Below are 16,395 nucleotides of genomic sequence, written 5' to 3' on the forward strand. Positions count from 1 at the left end.
AGTATCATTATGACCACCTCCATGGTCCAGCGCGTATGAATAACTTCCACTGCAGAGAGCCGCATGGCTGGCAACTCCCTTGGACATGAAGAAAGTTTTTTGAGAGCGACGGCTCAGAGTAAGCGTTAGCTGGTCATCACTTGCAGCCAACGCTTACAAATAACCGCCCTGGCGGCGGGAGCTTCAGTCGGGTGGTCATGCCTGAGTTTCATGAACGCCTTATCTGTTGATCGGTTGCGTGGCGGCCCGGCACAAAGGGGTTCTCCCTTACAGAAAAATACCAGCGAATCGAACCGACTGCGATTATGGAGACAGAAAGTTCACGCCGCGGTGGGTGTGTGCCTCCAGATTGACGGGGAATCTAATCGTGATTGTCGCGCAGCACCGGTCAGCAACGCCTTAGGAATATCGCTGATTGAGAGGATATGGCCATCAGCGCAACCCTCCAAATAGCACAGGTGGTAGTCATAGCCGGGTCTAAGGTCCCTATAGCGGTTTATAGAAACCGAACTGTAGAGGGAACCAACTATGACGGAGATTATTGGTCACAGCTTACACAGACATCATGAGGTGTGACGTACTCATAGGAATAAGTATCTTCGTTGTCGAATTCTGAATAATCGAAATACCCCACAACGAATTCTAGCTTTGTTGACTTAAGTCTTCCTTCAAATTTCTTAATGTGACTGAAGTTTCGACACATATTTTCTATCGAATTACGAATTTTACCAAAGTGACGCTTAAGTGCGATTTCTACCAGCCTATCGTCTAAATGATCGAAATCTTCAGAGTCTAATATGTTCTTGAAGCTATCAAATGACACTCCAGAAACACTTGCATCTGCTATGGTGCTGATTAGATTTGAGCTAATACCAAGCGAATTTGATAGGGCGAAACCTTCAATTTTAACACCATGAAATTTCGGAAGTTCTTTTTTAAAGTTCCAGTTCCTTTTCCATAGGTTTTCGCTATTCTCAGCTGTCGTATGTGAAAGGAGATCGTCCAAATCCATCTTATCTTCAGAAGATGCCTTGCGTATCCAGTCTAATAGTATAATTTCAACGATTGCCTGTGTTGCCTTTATTGGTAACAATGAACTGAAATTTTGAGATTCTGCGCTTAAGGATTCGAGAAATCTGATATTTTCTCTTCTGAGGTCCAAGATTTCTGAGTCGGAGTTGTAAGAATCAGTATTTTCATCTGTTTCTTGCATTGCGGTGAGAATTTTATTTTTGAGGTGATAGTCAAATGGAGTATTCTTGCTCTCATTCTCACTAACTAATTTTGAAATAATACTCATACGCTGATCGCTATTGAAGTGCTTAAATATTATCGTGAGTAGTACTAGAGAGTTGGCCACCAAGGCATTTTGATATTCATCTCGTCTTTTCTGGAGATCTTTGAGTTTAGCGCTCGGCAGCCGTTTGTTGCAAGATTGACATTGGTCGCGATCCGAATGAATTTCCTCCACATCGATATATTCGTTAACAAGCTTTAACTCTTCTGCGAGATTTGCATCAGCCACTAGAGTCTTTGCAATATGCTCTCGTATTGTTGTGAACTCTAATATTCTATGCGCGAGCTCCTCGCCGATCTGGTCGTATATCTGTTTCCCGACTTCAAATTCGTTCTGTTTAATCGAAAATATCTCTTGCCTTTTGAGAATATCTGTTTGTTCATTGGATATTCTCTCAACCCTGAACGCGATCCATATTGTAACTGTTGTTGCTCCAATGGCAAATGGCAATCCTAATATAAGAGTGATATACTCTGACCTATTGCCCCAATCAGCGGAGACTTCTAGAAGTAGTGTTGAAGCCATCATTAATGATAGGGTTATGGCGGCAATGACTGCTACGACCCCCAGAATAAAGCTAAATGTTAACGACTCAATGTTTAGTAATTTCATTCACTTGTCATCTTTTAATTAACTCTCGACGCTCTGCAGGCTCTTGACTAACGAGAGTTAATACTTTGCAGAAAAAAATAATAAACTCTTTTGAATGGTAAGCGTCTGGTCTGAGCACTTATACCGGCACATTTGCTACCGCAAGATATCATCAACACATCCGTTCCGTCTGAGGCCCAAGTGGCGATGTAAAGATTTGCTACTGAAGCGCTGCGCTTACGATCAACCTCGCTGCAACCCAAGCCTTCAAGCCGAATTTTTGATGCCAGTCTGAGTGAGAGCTTTTACGACAAACACGAACTGTCGACTTATGGAGCACCACTCTATGCTCTCATTTTTGTCAGTTTAGCTGACCAACACGAACTGGGAATGTGCTTAAACGAAGGCCCACTCCACGAATAGAAAAGGCTGCAAAATTTCGGTAAGTTGGGCTGGCTCAGAACATGTGAGCTATAGAAAATCAGTATTATAGCGCCAGTGATATGCGTGATCAAATCGGCTCATTATGGACGGTGACATCAAATCAGATTGAGAAGGGTTTCCACGGTAATAGCTGTGCCCATTCCAATACCCACAAGTTCAAGCGTAGAGCGGATTTGTGTCCGATCTATTGCTTGACCCTGAAGGGTCGCCTTCGCCTGTAGCGCCCCGGCGATCAGTATTGAGGTCAAAGCTCCATCCTCGATGAAATCACTGATGTCTTCACCGGCCAAATCCAAAAGCGTTTCCTGAGTTTCCTTGGAAATCTCGATATTGCTGAATCCTGAGTCAAAAAGCCGACCTGCATAGTCGGCGCCAACTTCTGCATAAATTTCAGAGGTCGCCATAACGTCGATATCCGGATAGCAGGCAAAATGCTCAACGATCGACGCAGGATCTTGGACCGCTTTCAGCTGCACCTGCTGAATAACCGTTCCATCGATTATGAACTCAATATCAGCACCTGGATGGTTGGTTGCATCGAAGATCTCCGCTGTAGTCAGATCTCCATCCATATTTTCAGCGCGCTTGACCAGCATTTCATGAAAGATGCCCTTCACGTTCGATGCGACACCGTTCAGCTGGTCAGGTCGCAATGATTTGACATACTCGCTCAAGTCAGCGTCCGAGGCGTGATTTAGGGTCTCTTTGGATCGGCGCAGTGCATCAAGGACGAGTTTTTGATCCGGTGTCCAATCGGCTGTTTTGCCGGAAGCAAGCTGCTGGATTGTAACAGCAACAGCGACTGCTGCACTTCGGCGGATCATGCGCGCTCCAGCTTCAGCTGAAGAGACCGAAGGTTGATCACGTGTCCACGCAACCTGGCCCGATTATAGATTTTCAAGTCATCAAAATCGCCTTTGAAAAGGGCATGATCAATCTCCGCCAAAAATGGACCGATCCCGACTCGTGAGAAGACTATCCGTTCATTCTGACGGATCGTTTGGCTACTGCTGATCGCAGTCTGGATTCCTGATACCAAAGAGTTGGCAGCGTGAAGGATCTTCTCCTCTTGCGGGGACAGGGAACCCTTATCGCGTGCATGACCCAAGATCGCGCGCCTGACTTTAACCGATCCGTAGATACCTACCCCGAGCGCACCGACGCCGAGAAGGGCGGACCCGGCGGCTACGCCACCTCCGACAACGCCACCGATCCAATAAAGAGTGGCAGTCGTCTTTGCGGCGCCTGATAATCCTGCAATCGCTGCGCCTGTCCCAGCCGTCCCAAGTGAACCAACTGCCCCTGTCACTACAGATGCAAAAGCTGATCCTGTCAAAACTTTCGTCGTCACCCCCATGACAACGCCGGCCTTGCGGTCAGAGACCTGCAAAATGCGACCAGTGATTGCGGTCAACAGATCTGATGCATTTTGTAGGTCTCTAATGGTGCTGTCGATCGTGTCTGTCATGTCCTTCAGCTACCAAACCATTATCGTGAAGTCTCTTGCTGACCCAACTGAAACAGGCTTATTTTGATCTTATGGTTCATCTGTGTCTCATACCCCCACGCCCATAGACACCCGCATCGCGGGTGGCATTGGCCATGCGCGTGACCTGACATCACCCTGAGACCCATCGCCACCTGTGTGATCCCCTTCACGAACAGGAATAGCTCATGGTCAACTGGTATACGGCCGACCCCCATTTTGGTCACGACAACATCATTAAGTTTTGCAATCGCCCATTCCGCAGCACCGCGCACATGGAGCAAGTCCTGCTGGATAATTTGCAGGCCAGTGTCGGTGCCGAGGATGATCTCTGGATTTTGGGCGACGTGGTGGTGGGTCCCCGCGCAAAGAGCCGCGACTGGCTGGATAGCTTGTTCGGCTTACTGCCCGGCAGGCGTAAGCATCTCGTCACCGGTAACCATGACAAGGATCTGGTGCTGTCCTTGCCTTGGGACACGGTCACGCCGCTCGCCGAAGTGCGTGACGGGCCAAGGAACCAGCGTCACACCCTGTGCCACTATCCGATGCTGACGTGGAACCATTCGCGCCGCGACGCCCTCATGATGTTTGGTCACGTCCACGATAACTGGCAGGGGCACCGGAACTGCGTGAATGTCGGGGTGGATGTCTGGGACTTCAAGCCGGTGCGGTTTGAGGACATCGCTGCGCGAGGTGCTGCTTTGCCTGTTAGCCCGCACTGGACTGCCGTTGAGCCTGAATGATTTGGCTTGGATTGCGTCTTCGCTGCGCCCGAAACGACAGTAAGTAGAAACCGAATATGAAAGACGCTATCGTATTTCATATGGTGCCGTAACTATTTGGAACGGAGAGGCTTAAATGATGACGTCTGAAAATATCGTATATGGCGCTCTGTTGATCGGGTTTTTCCTTTTCTTCGCGCACGGTGTCTATGCGCAAGTCAAGATGGAACGTGATGCCAGAGACAGTCTTTTCAGCGGTTTTGAAGCTTTGCTAAAGGACTGGAACCGTATCGATAACACGCGGCCGATGAAACCTATAACACCAGATGGCACGCCGCTGCTTGTTGACGTGAATACCTTAGAAGCAGCGGCAAAAAAACAGGCTTATCGAAAAGCGCAGGCACGCACGAAGGCCTTACGGCGCAAAGGAATGTTACACGTCGCAAAGCCCTATCGCTTCATAAGGAAATCATAGCCTTAAGCCGCCCCAGCTATTTATTGCCATCGATCCACTTCGACATCAGGCCCTTATCGCGAAAGCACTCATCGGGCACAGCGCGTCGCTTAATTCGTGCAAGTTTCTCCGCGAAGGCAACCTGCTTGGAGCTGGGCCGGGGGTCATTGTCCGCAGCTGGCGTCAACTGAGCCTGCGCATCGATCCAAGCGCTGAGGGTCCGGCGATCTTGCTGCACGTCCCACGGCAAGAGTGTGCCGTTCCGCGTTGCAAGCGAGCGTGCGTAGGCAATCTGACGCGAGGTGGCGGGCAGGACAAAGGCTGATGTTTCCATGACAGAACTCCAACGATGACTGAAGCTTGCAGATAGAACATAACATGAACAAAGTCAAGTTGCGGCGACTTTGTAACAGCTGTGACCCGACTTCAGGTCTCGCTCAATCTGGAATCCGATGTCGCCAGCCGTGACGTCGACTTCAATTGTGCGTTGGTTATTTGGCGGCGCTTATGCCTTTGAGGATCGCTAATGCCAAACGCGCAGCGTCTAGACCGGCTCTGTGTGGACTGGGTGTCGCTTCAAGATGGGCAAAAACAGCACTCACTGCCTTGGGGTTTACTGCACAGAACGTGCCGACTGCTGCGTCGAAATCGGCAAACGGCTTTAGCTGAACCCCAATGGTATTACCGAGCATTTCAGCCCAGCGATAATCGTGTTCCGGGGCATCGCTGACGACGATTTTACCCTCTAAGCGCCTCGCAGTATCTTCTGCGACAACGTCAGCCGATGGCGCAGTATCGAGAGTGTTTCGCGGGATCCCATGAATGTCGGCCGATTGTTCCGACCAGGCAACTTCGTCCCAGTTATAATGCGGTCGAATGAGCGAAGACCACGTTTTGACAGAGCCACTAACGATCCACGCAAGCCCAACCTCGATCGGCCAAGACTGAGCCGAAAGGCTTGAGGCTTCGAAGTCGATGAAGATGATATCGTCAATTTTCACGAAACGTCCCCGCTCACATCACATGTTTATCTTACGCAGCTGGGCAGTCGACTTGTCAAAGGCTGCTGTTTACCTTGCCAGAAAGTTGTCGCGACATTGGCGTGAAAACTAATACCGCGGAAAACAGGTGCCGACGCGCCCCCAAGGTTCTATCCTTGGATGCATGTGCAATCTCTATTCGAACACGATGGCGAAGGACGCGATGCGACAGCTCTTCGCTGTCGATGCGGCGCATGACGCGCTCGGCAATGTCGAACCGCTGATGGCCATTTTTCCGAAAGGCATGTCCCCGATTGTCGGCACCGACGCCGACGGCATGCGCTGGCTCCAGCCGGCGCACTGGGGCTTTGTGATGCCGCAGGTGTCAAAGAAGACCGGCAAGCCGATCCAACCAAAGGCCGTGAACAATGCACGCGATGACAAGCTGCGCACGTCCAGCTTCTGGAAAAAGAGCTTTGAAGAGCGCCGCTGTCTGATCCCGGCAACAAGCTTCTGTGAGGCCAAGGGACGCAATCCGGCGACATACGTCTGGTTCGGCGTGGCCGGGGAGGGGGCGCGGCCGCCCTTCGCCTTGGCGGGCATTTGGCGCGCCTACAAGGGGATCTACGATGGCGGCGAGCTACGCGACATGATCATGAGTTCTATGGTCACGTCGACGCCGAACGAACTCGTCAGGCAGACCCACCCGGACCGGATGCCGGTGATCCTGGCCCCCGAGGACTACGCGGAGTGGCTGATCGGCACGCCGGACGAGGCCTACGCACTTCTCAAGCCGTTCCCGGCAGAGCGGATGGTAATCCATCAAAGTGGGGAGGGCCTTAAGTCGGATCACGGCGGTCTGGAAGAAACAGGGCCCACATGACAAACGTCCAAATCGAAATGTTTCCGACCTCGATACGCCTGCAGCGTCGGGATCCGGATCGCAATATGCAGCGGTTTTACCTTATGACGGTTCAAGCCGATCTGTTTGGTGGCACAGCATTGATCCGAGAATGGGGACGGATCGGCGCGGGAGGTCAAATAGTGCGCGAGGTATACCCTGATGAGGGGCAGGCAATCGATGCTTTGGCACAAATGGCAAAGATCAAATCGCGACGCGGCTACGGCGATGTTTAGCACCACCCAAATAATCGACAGTTTCGTGGCTGGTGACCTTAGCAGGGAAGACACGATGGAGAGGCTGCATATGTCAACTTACTCTCACCTTCTCAACGCGCTGGCCGATCGCGGCATCGCACCCCCGAAACCGCCGGCCCATCAGGTGGCTGAGGAGGTCGCAAGCTTTCTCGCCATTCTTGATAAAGTAGAGCCCCCCATCTGATCGCTAAAGGGACGTGAGCAGTCCATGTTAGCTACGCTCAAATTAATTTCGAACGCACTGTTACGGTCCTCATCCGTGACCAAAGGTAACATGCTGAAGCGTAATTTTCACATGGCTGTCCGGTCGATGGCGTTATGCATAAACCCCATACTCGATACGGGTAAGATAGTCCTCAACGGCGTCAACCCCTGCGGCCGTGCAGAGCAAATCGATAGGCCGTCGCCGATCTAAACCGATCGCAGGCCTATTTAGCCATGCCTCCGCTTCTGCTTGCGCACCTAAAACGTCTGTGGTTCGCAGGAGGATTTCCGTAAATGTCCAAGTTCGATTGCTTTGCTCAGTGCTTAGAGCAATCTCGGACGCATCTATCTTTCGCCGCCGAAGCGCTTTCGCACTAATCCCGATCACTTTCTCTAGGGCATCATCTGTGGCCAGAAGTGGAACTTTAGACTGGAGGTGCAATAGAGCAGAGGTAGGCAGACCTGCGATAAGGGCGTCATGTGCGTCCAATAGATTGCGTAACGGTTTTCGAATTGTTTTGCCGCCGCCCAAAAGCGCGTAAGTCCGAGCGATGTTGTGCTTGATCAGTCCTGTCTGGGTCATTCAAATCTCCAATGTTGCACGCATGACAATTCGAGGTTGAGGCCTTCCCCCATCGACCGCGCCAGACCGCGTTAACCACAGCGAAATATACAGTGACCACGGCAAGCACGCCAATATGGTGGAAAGTATTTCTCCCTCCGCCCCGTGGTTGCCCTGTAGGCCTTCCAAATACGCGCAAGCGCGAAAGATGGCCGCACATCCTCACCAGTCACCCCGAACCAGACACAGGTCACAGCGTTGCGCTTCTTGGCCTCACAGAAGCTGGTAGCAGGGATCAGGCATAGCCTCCTATCGCGATGCGAGAAACGTAACTCTTCACTGCACTTACCCGGCCTTCACGCATGAGATCTGCGCAAGTCTGATCGCCAAACGAGGGAAGGGGTTCTGTGCTAAACCATACGAATGCTTGTGGTGGCGACTCTGTCCACCGACTCACGCTGGTTAGAACATCAATAAAGCCTCTTAGCGTTCTGTGCGTTCCCTCTGCGGTCGATATTGCGTTCGCGGACAACGCATTCAGGGGCAGGCCCAAAACGGCCGCAAGATCAGGCTTTGACGTGCATAATATTTGCGCGAGATCATCAGCCATGACGGTGCCATCGGGCTCGATCATCTGTTGAAGATGCAAATTTTTTTCCATTTCCGCAAACGTCTTTCCTGACAAAAAACAATTCACCGTAGAATATGGCGCAGTCCAATGAGAAGGATTTTGGCCTCAGTCATACCCGTTCTCCTTTGTCACTAAAATGAGCATCCACACATTTAAAATCCACGTCTTTAGAATATCGTCAGAAAACCCAAGTCCCATGGAAGGGATAGCTCGCGCTTGGGCCGCTCACCGACACCAGAATTCGTCGCCATCTGGCCAGCGCCTTGCAAGCTTCTCGGTAATCAGGATGTCGCCAATATCGCCGCCGTCGATCAGGATCGTTGCCAGCTGACGCTTTCCCGTCCCATCAATTCCAAAGGTCTCAATGGTCCATGCATTACCATTGAGCAATTCTTGAAGCCGATCCGTGGCTGCTCGCGCCAAGTCGATCTCAAAGAAACTGCCGCAGATATTCGTGCGGGATTCCGGCGTATCAAAGTCCTTCAGCCTGATGTTGACCCCATTCAGCCAGAGGGTATCCCCGTCGACGATGCATGTCTTGTCTGACGTGTTGCGCTGGTTCTGCCCGCAGATCGGGAGGTTTGCGGCGGGGACAACATTACTCTCAGTCGTAGATGCGTCAGAGCATTTGCCTGCTGCGAGCAGGCAAATGACAATGAAGCTGGAGCACACACGTCTTTGAATGCGCATCACGCTGCAACTCAGTCGGCTGTCGAGATCAAGAACTCGTCTTTGGATCGCCCATTTTCCAAGGCGTCCTTCATCCAATCAGGCTGGCGGCCGCGACCGGTCCAAGTCTGCTCCGGGTTTTCCGGATGACGATATTTCGGGGATGAAACTGCCTTGGCCTTCTTATTCGGCTGTCCGGTCAATTCGGCCAAGGTAAAGCCCAATTCTCGTGCTGCGGCTTCTGCGGCCGCCAGGGCCTCTCTGCGCTGCTTGTCCTGATAGCCATCAACAGCCTTGTTTACGGCTTTTTGAAGCTTCTTGAGGTCATCCAGCGACATGCTGTTCAGATCGATATCGGCCATTCTCATTTCCTTGTCTTGTTTGCCCTGCAAAACGGACATCTCCAATTGTTATTATAGGCAACAGGTCGGCAATGGAACGCTTCACAGCGGTGCCTGATATGTGCGTGATTATGCCATTTTGTTTCGTGAACGAGAAACGTCGAATTGGCAGTGATGTGTCCAGAAAGGGGCTGCACATTGGTTGCCTTGATCACCAGTGCGTCGTTCCGCGACTGCCTTTCGGCGTGCCTCGCAGGTTGGACGTCACCCAGCCGCCGTAGAAGTCGCCCGGTTGCGGGATGACGCGCTCCTCGCCCACAAAACACGCGTCCATGAGTCCGGCGTAGAAGGCGACATGTCCGGCGATGGGCGCAAAGCTGGACGACGGTCGCTCGTAGGTCCATGCCGCGCGTCGTGCGACTTTGCCTTCTACCACGACATCATAATACTGCGCTTGCCCTTTCCATTCGCAGAAGCTGCCGCCGCTGACGGGCACAAGATCGGCATGAACGCTGTCGCGCGGCAAGTAGTAGGTCGGTGCATGATGCGTTTCGAGGACGCGCAGCCCCTTGGTGGTATCAGCGGCGACCTGATCGGCGAGCATGACCCGCAGATGCTGCGGGACGTCCTCAAGGCTGGGCGGTCGCGGGTAGTCCTGAACATTCTCGATGGGAAGCGTTTGCATGTCTGTTTCCTGAATTCTCTGATCGTGGTTCAAAACGTGACGAAGTGGGTGTCTTCATCAGCGACTGGCGGCCCACTGAAGTCCTCCTCGTCCGGAATCCGGCCAAAGGCGATCTTCGCGCCGACATAGCCGCCGGGCACTTCTGTCTGTGGTCCCATCGACAGTGCCTGCGGTCCTAGCTTTGCGCGCAGGCCGTCCATCAGATCGCTGACCTTCTCCCACTTGGCGCGGTTTTCCGTCTCCGATGCGCCGCCAGATACGCCCGGTGACGCCGCGAATAGGTCGTCCATGACCTCGGTGGTGCCAATCAGGCCGTGGATCATCACGCTGACCGATCGCGGTTGAAAGGGCAGTCTGCGCTCAGCCTCTGCAAGTCCGGCGCCGAGGGCTGTCATGAAGGTGTGGTCGTCACGGGCCGGTGCGAATGACCCTTCCCAGCTCCAGTGCTTGTCGTCCGATCGCCGGCCAGATGGATCCCGGGCTCCGCCGCCTTTAAAGCTCAGCGTCAGCTTTGTCGCGCGAACGTCGGCGCGGCGGACACGGCGGCTGGCGCACTCTGTCAGGAGCCTCGCGCAGCTCTTTACCTTTTCTGGATTGCGCCAGTCCCGCGGTAATATCCGGCTGTGACCGAACATGCTCTTCTTGGTGGCTGGGCGTTCGGTGTGGTAGCCGTGTAGCCCATTCCAAAACCGCTCTCCCTCGACGCTGCCCCAGATCGCCCGCGCCTGTTTGGGGGCCAGCGCCCAGAGGTCATTAAAGCTGTGAACCTGCGCTGCCTCAAGGCGCGCGCGCATGCCCTTTGAGATGCCTGGGAGATCATCAAGGTCTATGCCGGACAGAGCCTGTGGCAGATCCTCGGCTTTGATAAGCTTGAACCCGTCCGGCTTATGCAATTCAGCCGCAATCTTGGCGAGAAGTTCGGTCGGTGCCATCCCGATCGAGCAGGTCAGCACGTCACTGAACGCGGCGGAGAGTGCGGTCTTCAGTTGCTGGGCAAGACCTTCAGCGCGTTCGCCTTCCGAAGGCAGTAGGTTGCAGACGACTTCGTCGATTGATCTCACGTGGGCGACGGGCACGACCGTTTCGATGACGTCGAGGATGCGCTTGTGCAGGCGGACGTAGACGTCGTGTCGTGCCACGACGAAGACCATGTCCGGGACGATCTCGCGCGCCTGTCGGATTGTCGCACCGGATTTGACGCCCCGCGCCTTGGCCTGGCGGCTGACCGCGATGCAGCCGGTATGCAGCGCATCCAGTGGCACGACACCGACGGGACGGCCGCGCAGGTCCGGATTGAAATGCTGCTCGGCCGACGCGAAGAAGCTGTCGAAATCTAAGTAGAGCCGTTCAATGCCGCGTGCCTGACCGCGTGAATGCTGTGTCATCGAGAGCTCCGGACCGGGAATGGTCATTATAGCCTTTGGTGCGTGTCGGACAATGCGACACGTCGCAAGATGTGGGCGCTTGGAAAACCGTGATCGTCTCGCGAGCGCTGCTTGACAGGTGACACACGGGTATCAGATAGAAGTGGAACATAACAAGAACAACGCAGGAGTCGTGGATGCCCCTTCATCCCATCGAAGCCCCCATTTTGGCAGACCGGCACATCATTGGCATGCCTGCCATGCGAGTCAGTGCAGGCTTTCCGTCACCCGCAGGTGATGATCTCGAAGACGAGATTGATCCCATCGCTTGGGTTGTGCGGCACCCCGCATCGACCTTCTGGTGGCGCGTAGAGGGGGATTGCCTCTGGGATGTCGGCATTCGTGACGGTGATATCATTGCTGTCGATCGCGCAGGCAAGAGGCGGCTGGGACGTGCCGTCCTCGCGGTGGTCGAGGGGGCCGTGACGGCGAAGATCCTGCGCAAGCGGGATGGCAGGTTCTACCTGGCACCGGCCAACAGCCGGGAGTCCTATCCGGACATTGAGTTGACCGAGGACAGCGAGATTTGGGGTGTCATTGCCGGCATTGTGCGTCGGTATGATCTGGCGTGACGCGGCCGATCGCGATTAGCGACAGCGCGAACTTCTACGTCAGTGCAGAGCGGATATTCGATCCGACGCTGAAGAACGTGCCAGTCATCGTGCTGTCGAACAACGACGGCTGCGCTGTAGCCCGCAGCGACGAGGCCAAGGCTTTAGGCATCAAGATGGGCGAGCCCCTGCACCTCATCCGCGATAAGGTCGAGGCGCATGGCATTCGCGTCTTCTCGTCGAACTACACCCTCTACGGCGACATCAGCCGGCGGGTTGTGGAGGTCTATGAGGATTACACGCCCACCGTGGAGATCTACTCGATCGACGAGTGCTTTCTAGACTTCACCGGGTTCAAGGATCGCACCGCCCATGCCAAGGCGCTCCGGCGTGATGTGCTGCGTCGGGTGGGTGTGCCGGTGCGTGTCGGGATTGCGCCAACGAAGACCTTGGCGAAATGCGCCAATGACATCGCGAAGAAGAACCCCATTTTTGCGGGTGTGCTCGACATTATGGACCAATCGCTGGCCAACTGGCTGCTGCCACTGGTGCCGGTCGGTGACATCTGGGGGGTCGGGCGAAAGACGCAAGCCAAGTTGAAAGGGATCGGCATTGGCACGGCGGCGGAGCTACGTGACATGCCGCTGCGCCAAGCCCGCGCCCTCGGAACCGTCGTGCTGGAGCGGACCGTGCTGGAGTTGCAGGGAGAGCCCTGCATCGCCTTCGACGATGTGGAGCCGCAGCGCAAGGGCATGGCGGTTACGCGGTCTTCAGGCACGCCGATGACCGATTTTGATACGCTGTTTCAGGCGATCACTGCGCATATGACCCGTGCTGCAGAGAAGTTAAGGCAGCATGGCCTGGTGGCGGGAACACTCACAGTGTTTTTCCACACAAACCGCCACCGTCAAGATCGTCCGCAGTATGCTGGCTCACGATCGACACGATTGACGCCGATGTCGTCGGACACGTTCGACCTAGTCGCAGCGGCGAAGCGTTGCGCTTTGGCGGCCTGGCCTAAGATAGGCGCGGCAAGCTACGGATTTACGAAGGCTGGCGTCATGCTCGACGATTTGCTGCCCTTTGAGCAACGGCCGCTGACCTTATTCGACGCCTCTCGGGAGGGATCGCCAGCACTGATGCAGGCCTTAGACGAGGTCAACGGGCGGTTCGGCAAGAAGACCATGGTCTTGGCGAGCGAGGGAATGTTGCGATCCTGGCAGCTGCGCGCGGATCACCGCAGCCCGCGCTACACAACAAGGCTGAGCGATTTGCCGGTGGTGAAATAGGTAGACGGCGAAGCTGACGTTCATCCCGCAGTGCTGCAAGGTCCACGACGCGGACTTTTCCGACTTTCGCTGCAACCGCGAAATTGGATTGGCCTGAAAGCCAGCACAGACACCAAGGGCGGGAACCGGACCTTCGCTGCAAGCGCGAAGTCGGGTTGCCAATGACGCGGGAGTCGACATTGTGAATCCTCAAAATGAAACTTTTCCTTGCGCCGCCGATAGGCAGCAGAGGTCCCTAACGGACCGCGCTATTCCTGGCTGTCTTCGATCCCGTAGCTTCCAAACGGTTAGCAAAGACGACCCTGTTCGGTCATTAACTGACAGTGCTTTCGTTTCGATGGAGTTCTACATAGCGGCCTTTCATCAGGACAGCAGGGGTCTATGCAGCCAATCATTTTATACCGGGCGAACGGTTCGACCCTTGCCGTCAGGGCGCCAGGCCAAGCAAGCGCAGTGCCTCGCGGGGGGCAGGCTTTCTCCAGATGATCTGAAAACTGTCGGCCACATTGCTTTGGGCCACAGACATTCCAGGTATGGCGATCCAGGCCGGAACTGTCCGGTCTAAAAGTGCGAGGATCGTCGTGCGGGCAGCAGCAACCCCTTGCTGAAAGGGCAATTGGGCGGCCACGCTGACGAATTGCCGCCCGGCTGCCAGCGCGATGGCGACATCTTCGCCCAGATCGACCGTCGCCATAGCAGGTGTGTGGCCCGCCAACTGCAGCCGGGTCGCCACCGCATTCGCGGGTGTGTCCCAGACAACGAAAAAGGCCGATATGTTAGGGTCATCCGCAATCATCTGCAGGGCCAGATCGGAGGCTTCATCCATCGCACCGAACCGCCGGACATGACTGCGCACGTCGGGGCGGTTGGTCTGCATCCAGTTGGTAAAGGCGATCTCACGTTCGTTGGTGGCGAAGAAATCTGCTGCAAAGCCGAGGACACCTACTTCCGCCCCCTCAAGTAGGTGGGGCGCAAGGCCGGCGGCGGCCATTTTCCCCAACCCGAAATTATCCGACGATACCATCGAGGTGTAATGCGTGCCGGGCAAGAGGCCTGTGGGAACGTTCTCCAGCAGTATAAGGCGGATGCCTGCCTCCGAAACCCGCTGGAATGCTGCTGCGACATGTTCGTTTGCCACGGGCAGGGCCACGATTGCATCCGGTGCCGCCACTATTAGTCGGTCCAGTTCGGACACCTGCCGGTCTGCCGAGAAGCCGCAATCGATCACCTCGGTGACGACCACGCCACAATCGCCGAAGATGCCCAGCATGCCGGAGATCTGCTGTTTGGTCCAATCGCCGTCCAGCGTATGAAGCACGATGGCAACGCGTCTGGTTGCCGCCTTCGCGGCGGCCATATCTTCGGGCAGCAGGCTGACCCGTTCAGGTGGCGATGCGCGCTCGCCATGGGGGCCGAGTCCGGAAATCATCACGGTGCGTTTCTCCCTGGGTCAGATGGCGGCAAGTGAGTTGGTGGTGGGAGCTCTGCCTTGTTAGCACGGGCCCGAAAGTTGACGAAATCGGGATGCAGGGTTGGCTTTCCGTGAAGAATCCAGTCCTTGAGGAAGGCAGGGGCGAACAATGCTTCGGAGGCAACGCGCGCAGCGCCGACTAGCCCGGCGGAACTGCCCATTTGCGAGCAGATAATTTGCAGGTCCCGCGTCACCAGCGGATGGGACGCGCCGTAGACCGCCTCTCGGATGCCCGCCAGCAAAATGTCGTTGGTCTGGGTCAGCGTGCCCGACAGCACGATGATTTCAGGATTTAGGGCATTGGCGAGCGTCGCGACCACTTGCCCGATCAGATGCCCCGACTTCGACAGGATCGCCGACGCAGCAGGATCGCCTATCTGTGCAGCCTGAGACACTTCAATGGCGGTAATCTCGGATCCGCGACGCAAGAGATCCGCCAGAACGGGACTGCGACCGCTCTGCGCCGCGTTGCGCCCTTCGCGCTCGATCATGTCGGAGCCTGCCATCACGTCCAGCGTGCCGGTTACCCCGTCCGAGACCACCGGCAGCGCTCCGATCAGCCCAGCCGCTCCCTGCGCACCGCGATAAAACTGCCCGTCGCAAATGATCCCGGCTCCGATCCGGCGCCCGGCTTTAACAAATAAAATAGAGCGTCGGCCGAGCCCCGCGCCGGCGTGCAACTCTCCCATCGTCATGGTTTCGACGCTGGAACGGATCCAGACCGGCACGCCGAACTGGCGGGTCAGCGTTTCGACCAGCGGAAAATCTTCCCAAGCGGGAAGAGTGGTCGGAGTCGTGGTCATGAATACATCGTCGCGTCCGGCCTGCACCGTGCCCGGAACCGACAGGGAGATCCCCCAGGGCGCGGTTGGCGTGGCCTGGCGTTCCAGACACCAGTTGAACAGGGACGTCAGCCTGTCTGCCAGTTGTGCTACAGGGGCAGTCAGGTCGGCGGCCTCGTGGTGTTGGGTCAGCAGCTTTCCCGTCAGATCCGAAACGCCCACGCCGATCGACGTCTGATCCAGCGTCGCCAGCAATATGAACCCTTGCCGGCCCGAGAACTGCACAAGGCGCGGTGCTCGCCCGCCAGTCGCGTTACCAAGTTCGCTTTCATCGACAAGGCCCAGATCCGATAACAGCTGCAACCGGTCCGCTACCACCGCCCGACCCAGTTCGCCCTTCTGTTCGAGTTCCTGCCGCGTCGAAGCGCGCCCGGTGCGGATCAGGTTCAGGATTTGGACCAGCGAGGGGACTGCCGTTTCGCTAATGCGTGGACGGCCCTTGCCGCGTGAGCGGGATGATTCGGCAGTGTCCGTAGCGTCGATTGGCAAAAGTGACTCCTCGAGTGGATACAACAGGAATAGTCGCCACGCTTTCGTCGTTCAAGAAGATACTTTTGCATATTATCTGCAAAAGTTGAATAACTTTAGCAGATA

At 55.2% G+C, this 16,395-nt stretch carries 18 protein-coding genes; 6 read left to right on the forward strand and 12 right to left on the reverse strand.

Annotation, left to right across the window (positions count from 1 at the left end):
• Positions 1–538: 538 nt before the first annotated feature.
• The 3 genes from KBW81_RS03440 to KBW81_RS03450 form a co-directional block, all read right to left on the reverse strand.
• A complete protein-coding gene (locus tag KBW81_RS03440; protein ID WP_254248349.1) occupies positions 539–1,909 on the reverse strand; it encodes a hypothetical protein in 1,371 nt (456 codons plus the stop codon).
• 518 nt (positions 1,910–2,427) lie between these two features.
• Positions 2,428–3,156: a hypothetical protein gene (locus KBW81_RS03445; protein WP_254248350.1), complete on the reverse strand. Its 729-nt coding sequence runs from the start codon at positions 3,154–3,156 to the stop codon at positions 2,428–2,430.
• On the reverse strand, positions 3,153–3,800 hold the full coding sequence (locus tag KBW81_RS03450; RefSeq protein ID WP_254248351.1) for a hypothetical protein: 648 nt from the start codon (positions 3,798–3,800) through the stop codon (positions 3,153–3,155). Before KBW81_RS03450 ends, KBW81_RS03445 begins: the two co-directional genes overlap by 4 nt.
• A gap of 206 nt (positions 3,801–4,006) precedes the next feature.
• On the opposite strand from KBW81_RS03450, the gene KBW81_RS03455 reads away from it, so the two are divergent.
• Together KBW81_RS03455 and KBW81_RS03460 are read left to right on the forward strand one after the other, a co-directional pair.
• Entirely contained in the window at positions 4,007–4,561 is a 555-nt protein-coding gene (locus KBW81_RS03455) for a metallophosphoesterase (RefSeq protein WP_254248352.1), read from the forward strand.
• Between the two features lie 115 nt (positions 4,562–4,676).
• The gene (locus KBW81_RS03460) at positions 4,677–5,015 is read left to right on the forward strand and encodes a hypothetical protein (RefSeq protein ID WP_254248353.1); all 339 of its coding nucleotides are present in this window, start codon (positions 4,677–4,679) and stop codon (positions 5,013–5,015) included.
• Positions 5,016–5,031: 16 nt separating this feature from the next.
• Here KBW81_RS03460 and KBW81_RS03465 read toward each other — a convergent pair whose 3' ends face one another.
• Both KBW81_RS03465 and KBW81_RS03470 read right to left on the reverse strand, forming a co-directional pair.
• Positions 5,032–5,328 (reverse strand): hypothetical protein, encoded by a 297-nt coding sequence (locus KBW81_RS03465; protein WP_254248354.1) that lies wholly within the window; start codon positions 5,326–5,328, stop codon positions 5,032–5,034.
• Positions 5,329–5,485: 157 nt separating this feature from the next.
• Positions 5,486–5,995 carry a 3'-5' exonuclease gene (locus KBW81_RS03470; RefSeq protein ID WP_254248355.1) on the reverse strand — a complete coding sequence of 170 codons (510 nt, stop codon included), beginning with the start codon at positions 5,993–5,995 and terminating at the stop codon, positions 5,486–5,488.
• Between the two features lie 163 nt (positions 5,996–6,158).
• Here KBW81_RS03470 and KBW81_RS03475 point away from each other — a divergent pair, with 163 nt between their 5' ends.
• On the forward strand, positions 6,159–6,857 hold the full coding sequence (locus KBW81_RS03475) for an SOS response-associated peptidase (protein ID WP_302059309.1): 699 nt from the start codon (positions 6,159–6,161) through the stop codon (positions 6,855–6,857).
• Complete coding sequence (locus KBW81_RS03480) at positions 6,854–7,111, forward strand: WGR domain-containing protein (RefSeq protein WP_254248357.1); 258 nt, start codon at positions 6,854–6,856, stop codon at positions 7,109–7,111. The genes KBW81_RS03475 and KBW81_RS03480 overlap by 4 nt, the downstream gene beginning before the upstream one ends.
• Before the next feature lie 337 nt (positions 7,112–7,448).
• Here KBW81_RS03480 and parS read toward each other — a convergent pair whose 3' ends face one another.
• From parS to KBW81_RS03505, 5 genes are all read right to left on the reverse strand, one after another.
• The gene (gene parS, locus KBW81_RS03485) at positions 7,449–7,919 is read right to left on the reverse strand and encodes a type II RES/Xre toxin-antitoxin system antitoxin (protein ID WP_254248358.1); all 471 of its coding nucleotides are present in this window, start codon (positions 7,917–7,919) and stop codon (positions 7,449–7,451) included.
• An 835-nt stretch (positions 7,920–8,754) separates the two neighbouring features.
• A complete protein-coding gene (locus KBW81_RS03490) occupies positions 8,755–9,222 on the reverse strand; it encodes a thermonuclease family protein (protein ID WP_254248359.1) in 468 nt (155 codons plus the stop codon).
• Positions 9,223–9,230: 8 nt separating this feature from the next.
• Complete coding sequence (locus KBW81_RS03495; RefSeq protein ID WP_254248360.1) at positions 9,231–9,560, reverse strand: H-NS histone family protein; 330 nt, start codon at positions 9,558–9,560, stop codon at positions 9,231–9,233.
• Positions 9,561–9,750: 190 nt separating this feature from the next.
• Entirely contained in the window at positions 9,751–10,224 is a 474-nt protein-coding gene (locus KBW81_RS03500; protein WP_254248361.1) for a DUF427 domain-containing protein, read from the reverse strand.
• A gap of 29 nt (positions 10,225–10,253) precedes the next feature.
• Entirely contained in the window at positions 10,254–11,636 is a 1,383-nt protein-coding gene (locus KBW81_RS03505) for a Y-family DNA polymerase (protein ID WP_254248362.1), read from the reverse strand.
• Between the two features lie 149 nt (positions 11,637–11,785).
• Here KBW81_RS03505 and KBW81_RS03510 point away from each other — a divergent pair, with 149 nt between their 5' ends.
• Complete coding sequence (locus KBW81_RS03510) at positions 11,786–12,220, forward strand: LexA family protein (protein ID WP_254248363.1); 435 nt, start codon at positions 11,786–11,788, stop codon at positions 12,218–12,220.
• On the forward strand, positions 12,217–13,488 hold the full coding sequence (locus tag KBW81_RS03515) for a Y-family DNA polymerase (protein WP_254248364.1): 1,272 nt from the start codon (positions 12,217–12,219) through the stop codon (positions 13,486–13,488). The genes KBW81_RS03510 and KBW81_RS03515 overlap by 4 nt, the downstream gene beginning before the upstream one ends.
• 427 nt (positions 13,489–13,915) lie before the next feature.
• Here the strand turns inward: KBW81_RS03515 and KBW81_RS03520 are convergent, their stop codons facing one another.
• The gene (locus tag KBW81_RS03520; protein WP_254248997.1) at positions 13,916–14,917 is read right to left on the reverse strand and encodes a substrate-binding domain-containing protein; all 1,002 of its coding nucleotides are present in this window, start codon (positions 14,915–14,917) and stop codon (positions 13,916–13,918) included.
• Positions 14,917–16,290: an ROK family protein gene (locus KBW81_RS03525; protein WP_254248365.1), complete on the reverse strand. Its 1,374-nt coding sequence runs from the start codon at positions 16,288–16,290 to the stop codon at positions 14,917–14,919. The genes KBW81_RS03520 and KBW81_RS03525 overlap by 1 nt, the downstream gene beginning before the upstream one ends.
• Positions 16,291–16,395 lie beyond the last annotated feature (105 nt).

The sequence above is a fragment of the Loktanella salsilacus genome, from assembly GCF_024206795.1.
Classification (GTDB): domain Bacteria; phylum Pseudomonadota; class Alphaproteobacteria; order Rhodobacterales; family Rhodobacteraceae; genus Loktanella; species Loktanella salsilacus.

Coding starts and splice junctions, on each gene's coding strand:
- KBW81_RS03440 (WP_254248349.1), bottom strand. CDS start 1,909: ATGAAATTACTAAACATTGAGTCGTTAACATTTAGCTTTATTCTGGGG.
- KBW81_RS03445 (WP_254248350.1), bottom strand. CDS start 3,156: ATGATCCGCCGAAGTGCAGCAGTCGCTGTTGCTGTTACAATCCAGCAG.
- KBW81_RS03450 (WP_254248351.1), bottom strand. CDS start 3,800: ATGACAGACACGATCGACAGCACCATTAGAGACCTACAAAATGCATCA.
- KBW81_RS03455 (WP_254248352.1), top strand. CDS start 4,007: ATGGTCAACTGGTATACGGCCGACCCCCATTTTGGTCACGACAACATC.
- KBW81_RS03460 (WP_254248353.1), top strand. CDS start 4,677: ATGATGACGTCTGAAAATATCGTATATGGCGCTCTGTTGATCGGGTTT.
- KBW81_RS03465 (WP_254248354.1), bottom strand. CDS start 5,328: ATGGAAACATCAGCCTTTGTCCTGCCCGCCACCTCGCGTCAGATTGCC.
- KBW81_RS03475 (WP_302059309.1), top strand. CDS start 6,159: ATGTGCAATCTCTATTCGAACACGATGGCGAAGGACGCGATGCGACAG.
- KBW81_RS03480 (WP_254248357.1), top strand. CDS start 6,854: ATGACAAACGTCCAAATCGAAATGTTTCCGACCTCGATACGCCTGCAG.
- parS (WP_254248358.1), bottom strand. CDS start 7,919: ATGACCCAGACAGGACTGATCAAGCACAACATCGCTCGGACTTACGCG.
- KBW81_RS03495 (WP_254248360.1), bottom strand. CDS start 9,560: ATGGCCGATATCGATCTGAACAGCATGTCGCTGGATGACCTCAAGAAG.
- KBW81_RS03500 (WP_254248361.1), bottom strand. CDS start 10,224: ATGCAAACGCTTCCCATCGAGAATGTTCAGGACTACCCGCGACCGCCC.
- KBW81_RS03505 (WP_254248362.1), bottom strand. CDS start 11,636: ATGACCATTCCCGGTCCGGAGCTCTCGATGACACAGCATTCACGCGGT.
- KBW81_RS03510 (WP_254248363.1), top strand. CDS start 11,786: ATGCCCCTTCATCCCATCGAAGCCCCCATTTTGGCAGACCGGCACATC.
- KBW81_RS03520 (WP_254248997.1), bottom strand. CDS start 14,917: ATGATTTCCGGACTCGGCCCCCATGGCGAGCGCGCATCGCCACCTGAA.